Raw genomic sequence first — 15,124 nt, 5'->3', positions numbered from 1 at the left:
GCATATGGGTGCAAAGCATGCATGTAAATGTTTATAAATACACTGTTTGGTAAATTGATTAAGGCTTGTTGTGCAAGCCCGTCAATAGTTTTGCGAGCAGTGTGTCCAGCTGTCTCTGTTCAGCCTGATTTAATGCAGATAAGGCCTGTTGTTCGTTCGCGACATGCAGCGGTAACAGCTTATCAATCAGCGCCAACCCGGCTGGCGTCAGCCTGACCAGGATACTGCGCCGGTCTTCGGGCGCGCGGCCACGCTCAATGAGCCCTTTATTCTCTAGTCTATCCAAACGGCTGGTCATGGCGCCTGAGGAAAGCATCAGGCTTTCATAAAGTGCTGTGGGTGTGAGGGCATACGGTTGGCCTGAGCGGCGCAAGGTGGCAATCACATCAAATTCGCCTTGATGTAGTTCAAACTGGGTCGCTAGCGGGTAAAGCCAATCTCGCTCTATCAGTTGCGTCGTTTCCAGCAACCTGCCGACTAGCGCCATGACTGCGGCATCAATGTCAGGGCGCTCTTGTTGCCACTGTTCAGTCGCACGATTCGCTCTATCACTCATGGTTATCTCTTTATCAAGTTAGTTTATAACCTTAATAATATCATTGTATAAGGCTTGTTATGTGTATATGATTCCATAAAAAGAATCTTTACGTAGAGATATAATCATGTTGAGCAAGCGTTATACCCATGTGCTGATGATCATTGCCATTGTCGGCGTTGCCCTGAATCTGCGCCCGGCAATTGCCGCCATTGGGCCGCTCCTCGATATGATAGTGGCGGCAACCGGTTTGTCGCATACCTACTCCAGCCTGCTGACTTCGCTGCCTGTGTTTGTGATGGGCCTAAGCGCGTTATTTGGTCAGCAGGTGACTGGCCGCTTGAGTGAACGAAACGGCGTTGCTTTGGGAGTAGCTCTGATTGCCGCTGCCTGCTGGGCGCGCGCTCAGGCTACAAGCAGCTTTGGTTTACTTTTTACGGCTGTGGTGGCCGGCATCGGGATCGCACTCGCACAGACCTTGCTGCCTGCATTTATCAAACGTCACTTCGCAGCCCAGGCTGGCAGCGTTTTCGCGCTCTATACCACCGGCATTATGGCAGGCGCTGCCATCGCTGCATCTTCAGTCGCAATATTTGCCGGGCATGGTCACTGGCCTCTGGCGTTATCCATTTGGGCGGTGCCAGCACTGCTTGCTTTCATGTTGTGGTTAAAGGCCACAAAAGGCAACGTCAGATCCACTCAAACTGCGCCCTCTTCCCGTTTACCGACACGCAACTTCTGGCGAAATAAAAGAGCGTGGGAGTTGATGCTGTTTTTTGGCATAGGTACCGGCGCCTATACCCTGGTGCTCGCCTGGTTACCGCCGTTTTATACCAGCCTGGGCTGGCAACCATCCGCGGCTGGTTTCCTGTTGGGCGGGCTGACGCTGGCCGAGGTGATTGCCGGGCTCGCAGTTTCAGCCTGGATAGGCAAGTTTAATGATAGACGTGTACCACTCTTCGCGGTGCTGATAATGTTGATGGCGGGTCTGGCCTGCCTGATTGCTGCACCGTTAAGCCTGGCATTGCCTGCCAGCCTGCTGTTGGGAATAGGCATAGGCGCATTGTTTCCTTTGTCACTGATATTGACGCTGGACCATATCGAAGATCCGGCACAGGCAGGCCTGCTGACGGCGTTTGTACAAGGCGGCGGATACATGATCGCCAGCGGGATGCCATTGCTGGCCGGTGTGCTGCGTGATCGGTTTTCTGACCTGACGCATGCCTGGATAGCGATGATGCTGGGCGCTATGTTGTTAGTGATACTGTGTTTTAGATTCTCGCCGGCCTCATACCGGCAGATCGATAGATGAAACCTGGCTGTGTCGGTGTAGCCTTGATGTATTGCTGAATAGCTACAGCGATGTTAAACACTACTCGCGTTGCAGCAGTATGGTAATCAGCAGCGTGGAATCAGTGATCGCCTTAACGGTATGCGCCGCATTCGCACTGAGATAAACCAGGTGATACGCTTTAAGTAGCCTGACTTCATCCCCCAAACCCAGTTCTACTTCCCCTTCAATGCACTGTATCGTGATCGCACCTGCCGCGGTATGTTCTGGCGTGGTTTTACCTGCGGTTAACACAAACCTGAACACCTCGATGTGGCTTTCGCGTATCAGTGTTTCTGAGGCGGCATTCGCAAAGTCAGGCCCATAGGGGCTGATATCAATGACCTGGCCAGGAGCAAAATGTTGGATACTCATATGGGTAAACCTCTATCTTGATGCGTGTGCTATTGATTCTAACGCGCCTGCGCTGGCTTTCCAAATAGGCGACAGGCAATCTGGCTGGCATGAGCCTATGATTAGAGTGCGGATGAAATCACACTGTCATCCGCGACGGATGATACATATGTGATTAAGAGAGATATTTGTCCGTAGAGATCACCGACCCATAACCAAACGCGAAGGCTGCCATCATGGCGGCATGCACTTGCGCGGCAGGGATGTTCACGCCGTCAAACTCAAGATCCAGCGTGGCACAGGCATCGTGCAATATGGTGGCGACATAACCCATATCTACCGCCGCACGGACGACGGCATCGACACACATATGGCTCATCGCACCGATGACGATCACTTCGTCCACGCCCTGCGCATCTAGTTGCTGTTTCAGGTCGGTATCGCGAAAAGCATTGATATGATTCTTCACGATCACCGCTTCTCCTTCCAGCGGCGCGACGGAGGGCTGGATTTCAACACCATGCGTGCCGGGTACAAATACCGGCGCTTCGCCGTGAGCGAACTCATGACGGATATGAAACACAGGAACTCCTTTTTGACGGGCATCCGCAATCACCTTGGCGGCATTGGCTGCGGCAGCTTCAATGCCAGAGAGCGGCAGCTTGCCAGTTGGCAGGTATTCGTTTTGCAAATCAACAACGATCAGACCACTTTTGTTCATGCTGTGCTCCTGTCTATATTCAAGATACCCTGCTGTTAGCTGCTCCAACGCTGGCTGTGAAGCAGCCTGAAACCAGCTGGCATAATGACGATATTGAAATCAATTCACTTCTGTGGCTATATTTAACCTGTTGTATTCACTGGTGTTTTCCGAGGCATAGCACTCCAAAATCTTAGAATCATTTGCCTTGAATTTAATGCTCTCGATGGAATTAATATTCTTCTCAAAACTGGGGTCTAACTCCCCGCACTTCTTGGCCCGGTTGCTCACAAAATGAAAATAATCTTTCCTGTTCAATTCAGTCCTGATAGAACCATCATTCAGCAAATTGGTATAAGCGCGCCTCAACCTGAGTTCAGACACACTCCAGAGGCTGAAAGTGATCTGGTTGGTGGATACATTCACAATCGGCCGCAGGTCTTCTACAGGCGCTGGCTCAGCTTTTGGCGGTGGCACATTCTCGACAACCGGCACCGGCGGTGGTGCGACGACCGCTTGCTCAACCGGCAGCGGTAACTTTTCAATATCAGCAGGTTTTGCGGGCGGTGGTGCTTTTGCAGGCGCAACCGCATTCTCGGTTTCTTCCTCTATCTCGGGCAGCGCTATCCGTTGCTCTGCCTTGGTCAAGGAATCTTCCACCGCGCTTAATGGCTCGACTGCGGGGGGTGGTTCAGGTTGTTGCCAGCTGAATAACACCAGGCCAAGCACGATCAGGCCGGTTAGATAAAACAGGACGGTGGCGATAAAGTTGAATTTTTCATTCGCCGTATCTTCGCTGCCGCAATTAGGACAGTTGGACGATACCGCCTCATCTTTTGGATACCATATGAATCCGCACGCATTGCAGACCTTGTGAAGTCGAAGAAATAGGCTCATCAGGTTCTCTTATTGTTATTTAAAAATCATCTCATTTAAAGCGACTCGATGTGCATTGTAACCCCAGGCCACGATTGCCTGGGACATGCATTATTTTAGGTTTTGGCATGCGAGATTAGTTCACCCATATTGCAACCATATTGCACCCATATCGACATAAATAGATATTCCCAAACAGAAATCTTGGTGAATTTAAATGAACGTTACAGGTCGGTATGATTAATACGACTTGAAACAGAGGGAGGGAACATGGAAGAAACCGTCTTTTTTAATTTTAACGGGATCATTGTCAGCAATAGCCGCTTTATCGTGCACACCCAGACGTATGCCATGCAAAACGTCACTTCTGTGAAACCCGGCATTGTGCAACCATCGCGGGGCGTGGCGCTGGCTTTCCTTCTGATAGGCGTGCTACTGCTGATCGCCGAATTGCTGGAACTGTTTGATAAAGGCGTATTGCTGGTCGCCGGTGCTGTCGCCATTGTGATTAGCTTGATCGCCTGGTATCTGGCAAAACCCAGATACTCGGTAGTTTTGCACACGTCCGCAGGCGAGCACCACGCCTTGGTCAGCGACAATCGAACATGTGCTGCAAGCGCTGAATCAGGCGATTGTGAGCCGGGGTTAGTTAATACTTGGTCGGTACAAACATTTCTTTAGGTACTGGGCCGCGTATGTAATCCGGATTGTGGACGCGTTTAGGCAATACGACTGACGGATGCTCTACTTTGTTATATTCAATCTGGCTTAATAAATGGTTGATGCAGTTCAGCCGTGCTTTCTTTTTATCCACCGCTTCTATCACCCACCACGGCGCTTCGGGGATATGCGTGCGTTCGAGCATGATCTCTTTGGCTTTGGTGTATTGCTCCCACAGGCGGCGCGATTCCAGATCCATAGGGCTCAGCTTCCATTGTTTGAGTGGATCCTGTATACGCGTCATAAAGCGTAAATGCTGCTCGTCATCGGTGATGGAGAACCAGTATTTGATCAGGATGATGCCAGAGCGCACCAGCATCTTTTCAAATTCCGGCACCGAGCGGAAAAACTCTTCGTATTCGTCTTCGTTACAGAAACCCATCACCTTTTCTACACCGGCGCGGTTATACCAGCTGCGGTCAAACAGCACGATTTCGCCCCCGGCCGGCAGGTGCGAGATATAGCGCTGGAAATACCATTGCGTGCGTTCACGCTCGCTAGGCGCAGGTAAAGCAGCCACGCGACAGACGCGCGGGTTCAGGCGCTGCGTGATGCGTTTAATCACCCCACCCTTACCTGCGGCGTCACGGCCTTCAAACAGCACCACGACTTTCAATTTGTTGTGCACCACCCAGTCTTGCAGCTTGACCAGTTCGCCTTGTAACCGGAACAGTTCTTTAAAGTAGATCTGGCGGTCAGACAGGGATTCAGTGTGCACGTCATTCAAGCCGGTCGCTGACGCATACTCGGCCAGCAGTTGATCCATACGCTGGTCATCCAGTTCCATCTCCAGCTCCTCATCAAAGCTATCCAGCATTTCATTATGCAATTGCGCCTCACTAAATCGATCATCATTAGTGGAGAGTTCATCTGAATTATCAATGGTCATGGTCGCGTCCGTGAGGAAGGGTGAAGTTGAAACTGAAAATCCTAAATTTCCAGTATGACAGTTTGATGACTATTTTGCATTTGCCCACGAATGACTAGTCCTTAACTGTCATCAATTTGTCACATTGAAAATCAATACTCAGGGCTCTCGATAAAAATTCAGGCGAATATTATGAATACTTCATCTGCCAGTGCTTCTTCGCTACATAGCACTTCAAAACCCAATCTCGATAACAAACCGGGCCTGCTCACCAAAGCGATCTTCATCGGCTTATTGGTATTGGGCCTGGTTTATACCGGCTTTAGCCTGATGCACGATGTCAACGATACCGGCGCCAGCACAACGACCTGGGTACCGTTTATTTTGCTGGGTGTCGCGCTGGTGATCGCACTGGCGTTTGAGTTTGTGAACGGTTTCCATGACACGGCAAATGCGGTGGCGACGGTGATTTATACACATTCATTGCCTGCCAATTTTGCAGTGATCTGGTCTGGCACTTTCAACTTCCTCGGCGTGCTGGTCTCCAGTGGCGCAGTGGCGTTCGGTATTATTTCGCTGTTGCCGGTCGAGTTGATCCTGCAAGTCGGTTCCGGCGCTGGCTTTGCCATGGTGTTTGCTTTACTGATCGCCGCTATCTTGTGGAATTTGGGCACCTGGTTATTGGGCTTGCCGGCTTCTTCATCACACACTTTGATCGGCTCGATCATTGGCGTTGGCGTGGCGAATGCCTTAATGCATGGCCGTAATGGCACCAGCGGTGTGGATTGGGCGCAAGCCACCAAAATTGGCTACTCATTATTACTCTCCCCTATTATTGGTTTTTTCTTTGCAGCCTTCTTGTTGCTGGCGCTGAAAGCGTTTGTCAAAAGCAAAGAACTCTACCAGGAACCTAAAGGCAACAAACCGCCACCACTGTGGATTCGTGGTTTGCTGATTTTGACCTGTACCGGCGTTTCATTCGCGCATGGCTCCAACGACGGCCAGAAAGGCATGGGCCTGATCATGCTGATCCTGGTGGGCACAGTACCTATGGCTTATGCCTTGAACCGCGCCATGCCGGTAGACCAGATGACGCAATTTGTGGCGGTGGCACACGTCACCCAGCAATCACTGGAACTGCACAGTTCTGCTACCCCGCCTGCCAGCAATGATGCGGCCCGTCATACGCTGACTGAATATGTACGCACCAAAGCAGTGACATCGGAACTGATCCCTGCCCTGGCGGCCATGACCGGCAGCATCGGCGACCAGGTCAAATCACACGGTACCTTTGCTGCAGTCCCTGCCGAACAAGTCGGTAACGTGCGTAACGACATGTACCTGGTTTCAGAAGCCATTCGCTTTCTGGATAAAGATGAGACAGTGAAATTTGACGGCGACACAAAAGCTAACGTGACGGCTTTCAAAAAAGAAATCGATAAAGCCACTAAATTTATTCCACTATGGGTAAAAGTGGCGGTTGCCATTGCGTTAGGCTTAGGCACCATGGTGGGCTGGAAGCGTATTGTGGTGACCGTGGGTGAGAAAATCGGTAAAACGCATTTAACCTACGGGCAAGGCGCTTCTGCCGAACTGGTGGCGATGACCATGATTGGTGCGGCGGATATGTATGGTTTACCGGTATCGACCACGCATGTGTTGTCATCAGGTGTCGCCGGGACCATGGCAGCCAATAAATCCGGCCTGCAAATGTCCACTATCCGTAACCTGCTGATGGCCTGGGTACTGACATTGCCGATGGCGATGATATTGTCAGGCAGTTTATACTGGCTGTTCACACACCTGTTTTAATCAGGCATCCCAAGTTTCAAACAGGCTGGTACTTCAGGTACCGGCCTTTTTTTATGAGCCTCAGGCAAGATTGGCGATCTGGTCCAATCGGGCTTTCAGTTTTTTAGCATCGCGCAATATTTCCTGATCCAGTTGCAGGAATGCCAGGATACGCGCGTTTAAAATACGGTAAGCGGCCTCGAAACTGGCATTGATTTCTGCATCGGTGCCTGTTGCTTTGGCAGGGTCATGCACACCCCAATGTGCTCTTAATACATTGCCAAGGTAGGCCGGGCAAGTCTCACCCGCGGCATTCGCACAAACGGTAATCACAATATTCGGCGTGGCAGGTAAATCATCCCAGGACTTGCTGTAGTAGCCTGCCGTTGCAATGCCTTTTGCTGCCAGCAAAGCCAATGAACGCGGATGCACTTCACCCGCCGGCTGGCTACCTGCACTCATGGCGCGCATATTGGCAGGGGCCAAATGATTAAAGATCGCTTCAGCAATGATTGAGCGACAGGAATTACCTGTACAAAGAAAAAGAATATTCATGGATAGTTTGCGATGGAAAGGTGAATGCTCAGCCGTTTTCGTACCAGTGCCGGCTGCGATTCACGATGGAAACAACAGACAACATGACCGGCACTTCAATCAGCACACCGACGACAGTCGCCAGCGCCGCGCCTGAGTGAAACCCAAACAGGGCAATGGCAGTTGCGACAGCCAGCTCAAAGAAGTTTGAAGCACCGATCAGGGCAGAAGGTGCCGCCACACAATGCGCCACTTTGAGCTTTTTATTCAGCCAGTAGGCCAGCATGGCATTGAAATACACCTGGATAAAGATAGGCACGGCAATCAAGGCGATGATAAACGGCTGGGCGATGATCTGCTGCCCTTGAAAACCGAACAGTAGCAACAGCGTTGCCAGCAATGCAGTCAGGGAAACAGGCTGAATGCGCTTGAGCAAAGCCTCAATGCAGGCCTGGCGACTGCAAAGCATGACCTCGCGCACAAACTGGCTGATCACGACAGGTACGATAATGAATAACAACACAGATAAAAACAGTGTCTCCCATGGCACGGCAATGTGCGACATCCCCAGCAGCAAAGCCACCAGCGGCGCAAAAGCAAACAGCATGATGACATCATTCAGTGCGACCTGCGATAGTGTGAACTTGGGCTCACCGCCGCACAAACCACTCCAGACAAATACCATGGCAGTGCATGGTGCTGCCGCTAACAGAATCAGGCCTGCGATGTAACTGTCGATCTGGTCCGCTGGCAGCAAGTCGCCAAACAGGTGGCGGATGAATATCCATGCCAGCAGCGCCATCGAAAAAGGCTTCACCATCCAGTTGATGAATAAGGTCACGCCTATGCCCCTGCCATGCGTCAGCACATCCGCCATGGTCTTGAAGTCGATTTTCAGCAGCATAGGGATAATCATCAGCCATATCAGGACAGCCACTGGCAGGTTGACTTCTGCAATCTTGAGGCCGCCTACCGCCTGGAAGAACAAAGGGAACACCTGGCCCAGCGTAATCCCCGCCAGGATGCAGCCTAGCACCCACCATGTCAGGTTACGTTCAAAGCGGTTGATCGGGCTGGGTTCAGTGATGACATTCATGCGCAACACTGCTGACTGGTGGCAAATGCCACCTTTTGCACTGCAGGCATGCTGCATCTGGCGCTTGGTTGTGGTATCTCCAGACCGCTGGAGGTAGGTGCGCGGTCTGATACGCGATCAGTTTCCCCGGTAATGCCTGGCAGATGCATACGCTTCATTGTTCGTTGCCTTTCCCGGGTTTGCAGTGGATAACATCTGGGCAGCACGCATCGACACTCACACCGGCACAGCAATTCTCAGTCAGGTATGCAAGCAAGTCATTCATGGCAGCATAGTTAGCGGTGTAGTAAATAAACCTGTTGACCTGACGCGAGTGAATCATGCCGGCTCGGCTTAACTCTTTGAGGTGGAACGAGAGCGTGCTAGGTGGAATATTGAGCTTTTCTCCAATATTTCCTGCTGGCAACCCTTCTGCTCCAGCTTGCACGAGTAAGCGGAATATCTCTAAACGCGCTGCCTGAGCAATTGATGAGAGCTGGGTCACTGCTGATTGAATATCCATAGATTCTATATTTCCATAAATATAGAAATAAAACAAGCGGTCAAATCACAATGGCTAAGATTAGACAGTACTAATGCCGTCATAAAAGCGCCATGCCCAGGCACCTCTACTCGGCAGGATTTAAAGCTGGCCTAGCAAAGACAATGCAAGAATCATGTGTGCCGCAATCGCCAGAAAGCATGCGTGAGACATGAAAATGTCACACTCATCAACTTTAGTTAAACTTGTAAATTGATTTACGCAAATCGGAAAACAAAGGGCAAAAACCATCTTTTGTAATAGAAATGGAGCATAAATCCGCGCTTTTTCGGCAAATCCTATTTTGTAGGTTTGGTATTTAATGGCGATGTAGAAAAACCAACAATAGTAAAAAATTCAATAAGCATTGAGGCCAATACATATGAGTATCGATTTTCTGAACAAACTGACAGGGAAACCGACCAAAGCCGACGCGGACAAGCAGCGTGATGATAGCGGGCAGATACAAGCCATACATCAGGTGATGGGTGTGATCGAATTTGACCTGCAAGGCAATATCCTGGCGGTCAATGACAACTTTGCGGCGGTGACTGGTTACAGCAAGCAAGAAATCGTTGGTCAGCACCACAGCCTGTTTGTAGACGCAGAATATAAGAAAAGTGTTGAATATAAACAGTTCTGGGAAAATCTTGGCCGCGGTAAAGCAGATAACGGACAGTTCAGAAGAATAGGTAAAGGCGGTAAAGAAATCTGGCTGGAAGCCAGTTATGTGCCGGTGAGCGATGAAACCGGCAAATCATACAAAGTCATTAAATATGCATTCGACATCACGGCTGAGAAACAGCGTGACGCCGAGTCACAAGGGCAAATCGCCGCCATCCACAAAATCATGGGCGTGATTGAGTTTGACCTTAAAGGCAATATCCTGGCAGTCAATGCAAATTTTGCTGCCGTCACCGGTTATAGCACTGAAGAGATCATAGGCCAGCACCACAGCCTGTTCGTCGAATCCGCTTACAAAAATAGCGCGGAATACAAGCAGTTCTGGGAAGACCTGGGTAACGGCAAAGCCAATGAAGGCCAATTCAAGCGCGTAGGCAAAGGTGGCAGGGAAATCTGGTTGCAAGCCAGCTACAACCCCATCTTTAATGCGGCCGGCAAACCATTCAAAATCGTGAAATACGCCACCGATATCACCGCCAGCCAACTCAGGAATTCAGATTATTCGGGCCAGATCAGTGCCATAGGCAAAGTGATGGGCACGATCACTTTTGACCTGAAAGGCAATATCACTGAGGTGAATGATAACTTTGCAGCCGTCACAGGCTATGCCCGCGAAGAAATGATTGGCAAGCACCACAGCCTGTTTGTTGAAGCGACTTACAGAAGCAGTGCGGAATACATACAGTTCTGGGAAAACCTGGCTAATGGCAAAGCCAGTGAAGGCCAATATCAACGCATTGGTAAAGGCGGCAGGGAAATCTGGCTGCAAGCCAGTTATAACCCGATTTTTGATGCGGCAGGCAAGCCTTTCAAGGTCGTAAAATATGCCACCGACATCACTGAAGATAAACTCAAGAACGCAGACTTCTCTGGCCAGATCAACGCGATCGGTAAAGTGATGGGCGTGATTACGTTTGACCTCACAGGTAAAATCACGGATGTGAATGACAACTTTGCCGCAGTGACCGGCTATAGCAAACAGGAAATTGTTGGACAGCACCATGGCATGTTTGTGGAAGCTGTGTACAAAAGCAGCCAGGAATACAAACAGTTCTGGGACAACCTGCGCAATGGCAAAGCCGACGAGGGCCAATATAAACGTATAGGTAAAAATGGCAAGGAGATCTGGTTGCAAGCCAGCTACAACCCCATTTTGAATTCTGACGGCAAACCATTCAAGGTGGTTAAATATGCGACTGACATCACCAGTCAAGTGGCCGAAGCCAATGCCATGAAACTGGCCGTACATGAAACCGCGGGAGTAGTCGCGGCGACTAAAAGTGGCGACCTGACACAACGGATAGTCACCGAAAACAAGCAAGGCGAAATCAAAACCCTGTGTGAGGGCGTGAACACCATCGTTGACGAAATGACTGAGATTTTATCTGCGATCAAAGTCGCTGGCGAAGCGATCAGCTCGGCTGCCTCGCAGATTTCACAAGGCAATAATGATTTGTCGCAACGCACTGAGGAACAAGCCAGCTCGTTGCAAAAAACGGCTTCCAGCATGGAAGAAATCGCTTCTAACGTCAAAAATAATGCTGAGAACGCGCAGCAAGCCAATAATATGACCGACCAGGCCAGTAATATTGCAGCCAAAGGCGGTGAAGTATTTGGCAAGGTGGTTTCTACCATGACAGAAATCACAGAAAGCTCTTCACGCATTGAAGAGATCATTTCGGTGATTGACAGTATCGCTTTCCAGACCAATATCCTGGCGTTGAACGCCGCGGTTGAAGCAGCACGTGCCGGTGAACAAGGTCGTGGCTTTGCGGTCGTCGCCAGCGAGGTGCGCAACCTGGCCCAACGCTCGGCCAGCGCCGCTAAAGAAATCAAATTATTGATCAATGATTCGGCCACCAAAGTCGCCAACGGCTCTTTATATGTAGAAAAAGCCAGTGGCACGATGGAAGACCTGGTATCGGTGATTGACCGTTTCTCACAACTGATCAGCGAAATCACTACCGCTTCGGTTGAACAAAGCAGTGGCATTGACCAGATCAATGTTTCCGTGTCGCAGATGGATGAAGTCACCCAGCAAAATGCTGCGCTGGTTGAAGAAGCCGCAGCAGCTGCAATGTCCTTGGTGGATCAGGCCGAAAAACTGCAAGAAACCGTCAGCCATTATCAATTCCTCAACGCAGGTTCCGGCACCTCTTCCGGCAAAGCGTTCAAGCCACAACTGCCACCCAAAAGCCCAAGCTATGCACAAAAAGCCAGAACTGGCTCAGATAAAGCTGGCTGGGATGCTTTTTAACCCTGCAGTAGTGACATGATTAAAAAACCCGTCTATTGACGGGTTTTTTTATTGATGTCTGCCCTCTTACGATCTCAATATATTTTGCATGCAGCAATGATGCCCTGATCTTTGCCAGGACTAGATTCTAAAACAATCGTCACGATATCGGCTGATAGCAGCCATATTTGAATAATACATTTACGACAATCAATTGAAGTATAAATGCCTCTCTATTTCACCCGTTAAAAATCAGGCAAGTATATTAATATAAATTAAATTTAGTTTATCTTATTTATGACCTGGAGAAATTGACATGCTCAGTATTTTTAATGGTATTAAGAATTCCAGCAAAGAACAGCTACTGAAGCAGATTGATCTCGCAGGTCAAATCAATGCCATTCACAAAGTGATGGGCGTGATCGAATTTGATCTGCAGGGCAATATCCTTGCAGTGAATGACAGCTTTGCGGCAGTAACCGGCTACAGCGCCCAGGAAATCACCGGGAAGCACCACAGCATGTTTGTCACCGCTGAGTACAAAGCCAGCACTGAATACAAACAGTTTTGGGAAAAACTGGCCAAGGGTCAGGCGAGTGATGGCCAGTTTAAGCGCGTAGCAAAAAATGGCCAAGATCTTTGGTTGCAAGCCAGTTATAACCCGATTTTTGATGTCGATGGCAAGCCATTCAAAGTGGTGAAATACGCCACCGATATCACCCAGGAAAAACTCAAGAATGCCGACTTTTCAGGCCAGATCGCGGCCATTGGCAAAGTGATGGGCGTGATCGAATTTGACCTCAAAGGCAATATCCTGTCAGCGAATGACAACTTTGCAGCAGTGACAGGCTACAGCGCAAAGGAGATTGTCGGCAATCATCACAGCATGTTTGTGGCAGCCGATTATAAGACCAGCACAGAGTACCGACAGTTTTGGGAAAACCTGGCCTTGGGTGTCGCCAATAACGGGCAATACAAGCGCTTTGGTAAAGGCAATCGGGAAATCTGGCTGCAAGCCAGTTACAACCCGATCTTCGATACCGATGGCAAGCCATTTAAAGTGGTGAAATACGCCACCGACATCACCCAGGAAAAACTCAAACATGCCGATTTTTCAGGCCAGATAGCTGCGATCGGCAAGGTCATGGGTGTGATTGAATTTGACCTCAAAGGCAATATCCTGTCTGTGAATGATAACTTTGCCGCAGTCACCGGCTATAGCGCCCAGGAAATCGTCGGCAACCATCATAGTATGTTTGCCACGCCTGAATATAAAAGCAGCGCTGAATACAAACAATTCTGGCTGCAACTCGCCCAGGGTGTCGCTAACGATGGCCAGTATAAACGCATAGGTAAAGGCGGCCGCGAACTATGGCTGCAAGCCAGTTACAACCCGATTTTTGACATGGACGGCAAACCGTTCAAGGTCGTGAAATACGCCACCGATATTACCCGCGACAAATTGCAGTATGCGGATTTTTCAGGCCAGATAGCGGCGATCAGTAAAGTGATGGGCGTGATCGAGTTTGACCTTAAAGGCAATATCCTGGCCGTGAATGATAACTTTGCCGCAGTGACTGGTTACAGCGCGCAGCAAATCATCGGTAACCACCATAGTATGTTTGTGGGGGATGTTTACAAAAGGAGCCCGGAATACAAACAGTTTTGGGAGAACCTGGGCCGTGGCCAACCCGATAACGGTCAATACCAGCGCGTAGGCAAAGGCGGTAAGGAAATCTGGCTGCAAGCGACTTACAACCCGATTTTTGATATGGATGGCAAACCGTTCAAAGTGGTGAAGTACGCAACGGATATCAGCGCCAAAGTCAAAGAAACCCATGCCATGAAACAGGCAGTGGACGATGTGGTGAGCTACACTCAAACCGGCGATTTGACCCACAGGATCCCTACTTCGGATAAATCCGGCGAAATCAAGCAGCTGTGTGAAGGCATCAACATTATCATCGATGCCATGACTGGCATTCTGGCCACCGTTAAAACATCTGGCGCAACCATCTATTTGTCTGCGTCTGAGATTTCCATGGGTAATAATGATTTGTCGCAGCGCACCGAGGAGCAAGCCAGCTCGCTGGAAGAAACAGCTGCCAGCCTGGAAGAGATCGCCGCGACCGTCAGGCACAACGCCGAGAATGCCAAGCAGGCAAACATCCTGACCCATAAAGCCAGCGATGTCGCTAACAAAGGCGGTGAAGTGTTTGCCAAAGTCGTGCAAACCATGGCTGAGATCACTGAAAGCTCTTCACACATTGAAGAAATCCTGACTGTGATTGACAGCATCGCTTTCCAGACCAACATCCTGGCATTGAACGCAGCGGTTGAGGCTGCGCGTGCCGGTGAACAAGGGCGCGGGTTTGCCGTGGTTGCTAATGAAGTACGTAACCTGGCGCAACGCTCAGCCACTGCCGCCAAGGAGATCAAACAGTTGATTGCAGATTCGGCCAGTATCGTCGCCAGTGGTTCGCAATATGTAGACCAGGCCAGCGGTACCATGGAAGAAATGTTGAATTCCATCAAGAATGTGTCAGCGATCATTTCAGAGATCACCGCTGCATCTGCCGAGCAAACGACAGGCATAGACCAGATCAACGCGGCCATGAACCAGATTGATGAAGTGACCCAGCAAAATGCGGCACTGGTTGAAGAAGCCGCTGCCACAGCCATGTCGCTGGTTGAACAAGCCAACAAACTGACTGAGACCGTGGACCAGTACAAACTACCGGAAACGCGCCCTGCCCAACAGAGTAAACCAGCAAGCAAAGAAAGTTACAAGATCGCAGCTGCTGCCTAAGCCAGGGGCATGATTGCACCATGTGATAATTTAAAGCTATTGGCTATATTCAATAGCCAATAACAGAGATT

13 protein-coding genes are annotated in these 15,124 nt (G+C 49.9%); 5 read left to right on the top strand and 8 right to left on the bottom strand.

Features of this window, described 5'->3' with window-relative positions; translation table 11 throughout:
- Window positions 1–58: 58 nt before the first annotated feature.
- Entirely contained in the window at window positions 59–556 is a 498-nt protein-coding gene (locus tag ACSSVF_RS09735; RefSeq protein WP_492403172.1) for a MarR family winged helix-turn-helix transcriptional regulator, read from the bottom strand.
- A 106-nt stretch (window positions 557–662) separates the two neighbouring features.
- On the opposite strand from ACSSVF_RS09735, the gene ACSSVF_RS09730 reads away from it, so the two are divergent.
- Window positions 663–1,847: an MFS transporter gene (locus ACSSVF_RS09730; protein ID WP_492403170.1), complete on the top strand. Its 1,185-nt coding sequence runs from the start codon at window positions 663–665 to the stop codon at window positions 1,845–1,847.
- A gap of 60 nt (window positions 1,848–1,907) precedes the next feature.
- On the opposite strand, the gene ACSSVF_RS09725 is transcribed toward ACSSVF_RS09730, so the two are convergent.
- The 3 genes from ACSSVF_RS09725 to ACSSVF_RS09715 form a co-directional block, all read right to left on the bottom strand.
- Window positions 1,908–2,240 carry a cupin domain-containing protein gene (locus ACSSVF_RS09725; RefSeq protein WP_492403169.1) on the bottom strand — a complete coding sequence of 111 codons (333 nt, stop codon included), beginning with the start codon at window positions 2,238–2,240 and terminating at the stop codon, window positions 1,908–1,910.
- 154 nt (window positions 2,241–2,394) lie between these two features.
- Window positions 2,395–2,940 carry a cysteine hydrolase family protein gene (locus ACSSVF_RS09720; protein ID WP_492403167.1) on the bottom strand — a complete coding sequence of 182 codons (546 nt, stop codon included), beginning with the start codon at window positions 2,938–2,940 and terminating at the stop codon, window positions 2,395–2,397.
- A gap of 99 nt (window positions 2,941–3,039) precedes the next feature.
- Window positions 3,040–3,816: a hypothetical protein gene (locus ACSSVF_RS09715; RefSeq protein ID WP_492403165.1), complete on the bottom strand. Its 777-nt coding sequence runs from the start codon at window positions 3,814–3,816 to the stop codon at window positions 3,040–3,042.
- A 249-nt stretch (window positions 3,817–4,065) separates the two neighbouring features.
- Here ACSSVF_RS09715 and ACSSVF_RS09710 point away from each other — a divergent pair, with 249 nt between their 5' ends.
- Window positions 4,066–4,476 carry a DUF6232 family protein gene (locus ACSSVF_RS09710; RefSeq protein WP_492403163.1) on the top strand — a complete coding sequence of 137 codons (411 nt, stop codon included), beginning with the start codon at window positions 4,066–4,068 and terminating at the stop codon, window positions 4,474–4,476.
- On the opposite strand, the gene ppk2 is transcribed toward ACSSVF_RS09710, so the two are convergent.
- Complete coding sequence (gene ppk2 / locus ACSSVF_RS09705) at window positions 4,445–5,404, bottom strand: polyphosphate kinase 2 (RefSeq protein ID WP_492403161.1); 960 nt, start codon at window positions 5,402–5,404, stop codon at window positions 4,445–4,447. The two genes, ACSSVF_RS09710 and ppk2, sit on opposite strands and share 32 nt — an antisense overlap.
- 171 nt (window positions 5,405–5,575) lie before the next feature.
- On the opposite strand from ppk2, the gene ACSSVF_RS09700 reads away from it, so the two are divergent.
- Window positions 5,576–7,195: an inorganic phosphate transporter gene (locus ACSSVF_RS09700; RefSeq protein ID WP_492403159.1), complete on the top strand. Its 1,620-nt coding sequence runs from the start codon at window positions 5,576–5,578 to the stop codon at window positions 7,193–7,195.
- A gap of 60 nt (window positions 7,196–7,255) precedes the next feature.
- Here the strand turns inward: ACSSVF_RS09700 and ACSSVF_RS09695 are convergent, their stop codons facing one another.
- From ACSSVF_RS09695 to ACSSVF_RS09685, 3 genes are all read right to left on the bottom strand, one after another.
- Window positions 7,256–7,729, bottom strand: a complete 474-nt coding sequence (locus tag ACSSVF_RS09695) for an arsenate reductase ArsC (protein WP_492403157.1) — start codon at window positions 7,727–7,729, stop codon at window positions 7,256–7,258.
- Between the two features lie 28 nt (window positions 7,730–7,757).
- A complete protein-coding gene (gene arsB, locus ACSSVF_RS09690; protein WP_492403155.1) occupies window positions 7,758–8,804 on the bottom strand; it encodes an ACR3 family arsenite efflux transporter in 1,047 nt (348 codons plus the stop codon).
- Between the two features lie 154 nt (window positions 8,805–8,958).
- Window positions 8,959–9,306: an ArsR/SmtB family transcription factor gene (locus ACSSVF_RS09685; RefSeq protein WP_492403153.1), complete on the bottom strand. Its 348-nt coding sequence runs from the start codon at window positions 9,304–9,306 to the stop codon at window positions 8,959–8,961.
- Window positions 9,307–9,706: 400 nt separating this feature from the next.
- Here ACSSVF_RS09685 and ACSSVF_RS09680 point away from each other — a divergent pair, with 400 nt between their 5' ends.
- The gene (locus ACSSVF_RS09680) at window positions 9,707–12,265 is read left to right on the top strand and encodes a methyl-accepting chemotaxis protein (protein ID WP_492403151.1); all 2,559 of its coding nucleotides are present in this window, start codon (window positions 9,707–9,709) and stop codon (window positions 12,263–12,265) included.
- Between the two features lie 295 nt (window positions 12,266–12,560).
- Entirely contained in the window at window positions 12,561–15,053 is a 2,493-nt protein-coding gene (locus ACSSVF_RS09675) for a methyl-accepting chemotaxis protein (RefSeq protein ID WP_492403149.1), read from the top strand.
- Window positions 15,054–15,124 lie beyond the last annotated feature (71 nt).

The organism is Methylophilus sp. E2MeOHC9 (genome assembly GCF_058744375.1).
Note: the sequence above shows the minus strand (reverse complement) of the source record. Positions and strands in the feature narration are given on the sequence as shown.

Coding starts and splice junctions, on each gene's coding strand:
- ACSSVF_RS09700 (WP_492403159.1), top strand. CDS start 5,576: ATGAATACTTCATCTGCCAGTGCTTCTTCGCTACATAGCACTTCAAAA.
- ACSSVF_RS09720 (WP_492403167.1), bottom strand. CDS start 2,940: ATGAACAAAAGTGGTCTGATCGTTGTTGATTTGCAAAACGAATACCTG.
- arsB (WP_492403155.1), bottom strand. CDS start 8,804: ATGAATGTCATCACTGAACCCAGCCCGATCAACCGCTTTGAACGTAAC.
- ACSSVF_RS09675 (WP_492403149.1), top strand. CDS start 12,561: ATGCTCAGTATTTTTAATGGTATTAAGAATTCCAGCAAAGAACAGCTA.
- ACSSVF_RS09715 (WP_492403165.1), bottom strand. CDS start 3,816: ATGAGCCTATTTCTTCGACTTCACAAGGTCTGCAATGCGTGCGGATTC.
- ACSSVF_RS09725 (WP_492403169.1), bottom strand. CDS start 2,240: ATGAGTATCCAACATTTTGCTCCTGGCCAGGTCATTGATATCAGCCCC.
- ACSSVF_RS09730 (WP_492403170.1), top strand. CDS start 663: ATGTTGAGCAAGCGTTATACCCATGTGCTGATGATCATTGCCATTGTC.
- ACSSVF_RS09680 (WP_492403151.1), top strand. CDS start 9,707: ATGAGTATCGATTTTCTGAACAAACTGACAGGGAAACCGACCAAAGCC.
- ACSSVF_RS09735 (WP_492403172.1), bottom strand. CDS start 556: ATGAGTGATAGAGCGAATCGTGCGACTGAACAGTGGCAACAAGAGCGC.
- ppk2 (WP_492403161.1), bottom strand. CDS start 5,404: ATGACCATTGATAATTCAGATGAACTCTCCACTAATGATGATCGATTT.
- ACSSVF_RS09710 (WP_492403163.1), top strand. CDS start 4,066: ATGGAAGAAACCGTCTTTTTTAATTTTAACGGGATCATTGTCAGCAAT.
- ACSSVF_RS09695 (WP_492403157.1), bottom strand. CDS start 7,729: ATGAATATTCTTTTTCTTTGTACAGGTAATTCCTGTCGCTCAATCATT.
- ACSSVF_RS09685 (WP_492403153.1), bottom strand. CDS start 9,306: ATGGATATTCAATCAGCAGTGACCCAGCTCTCATCAATTGCTCAGGCA.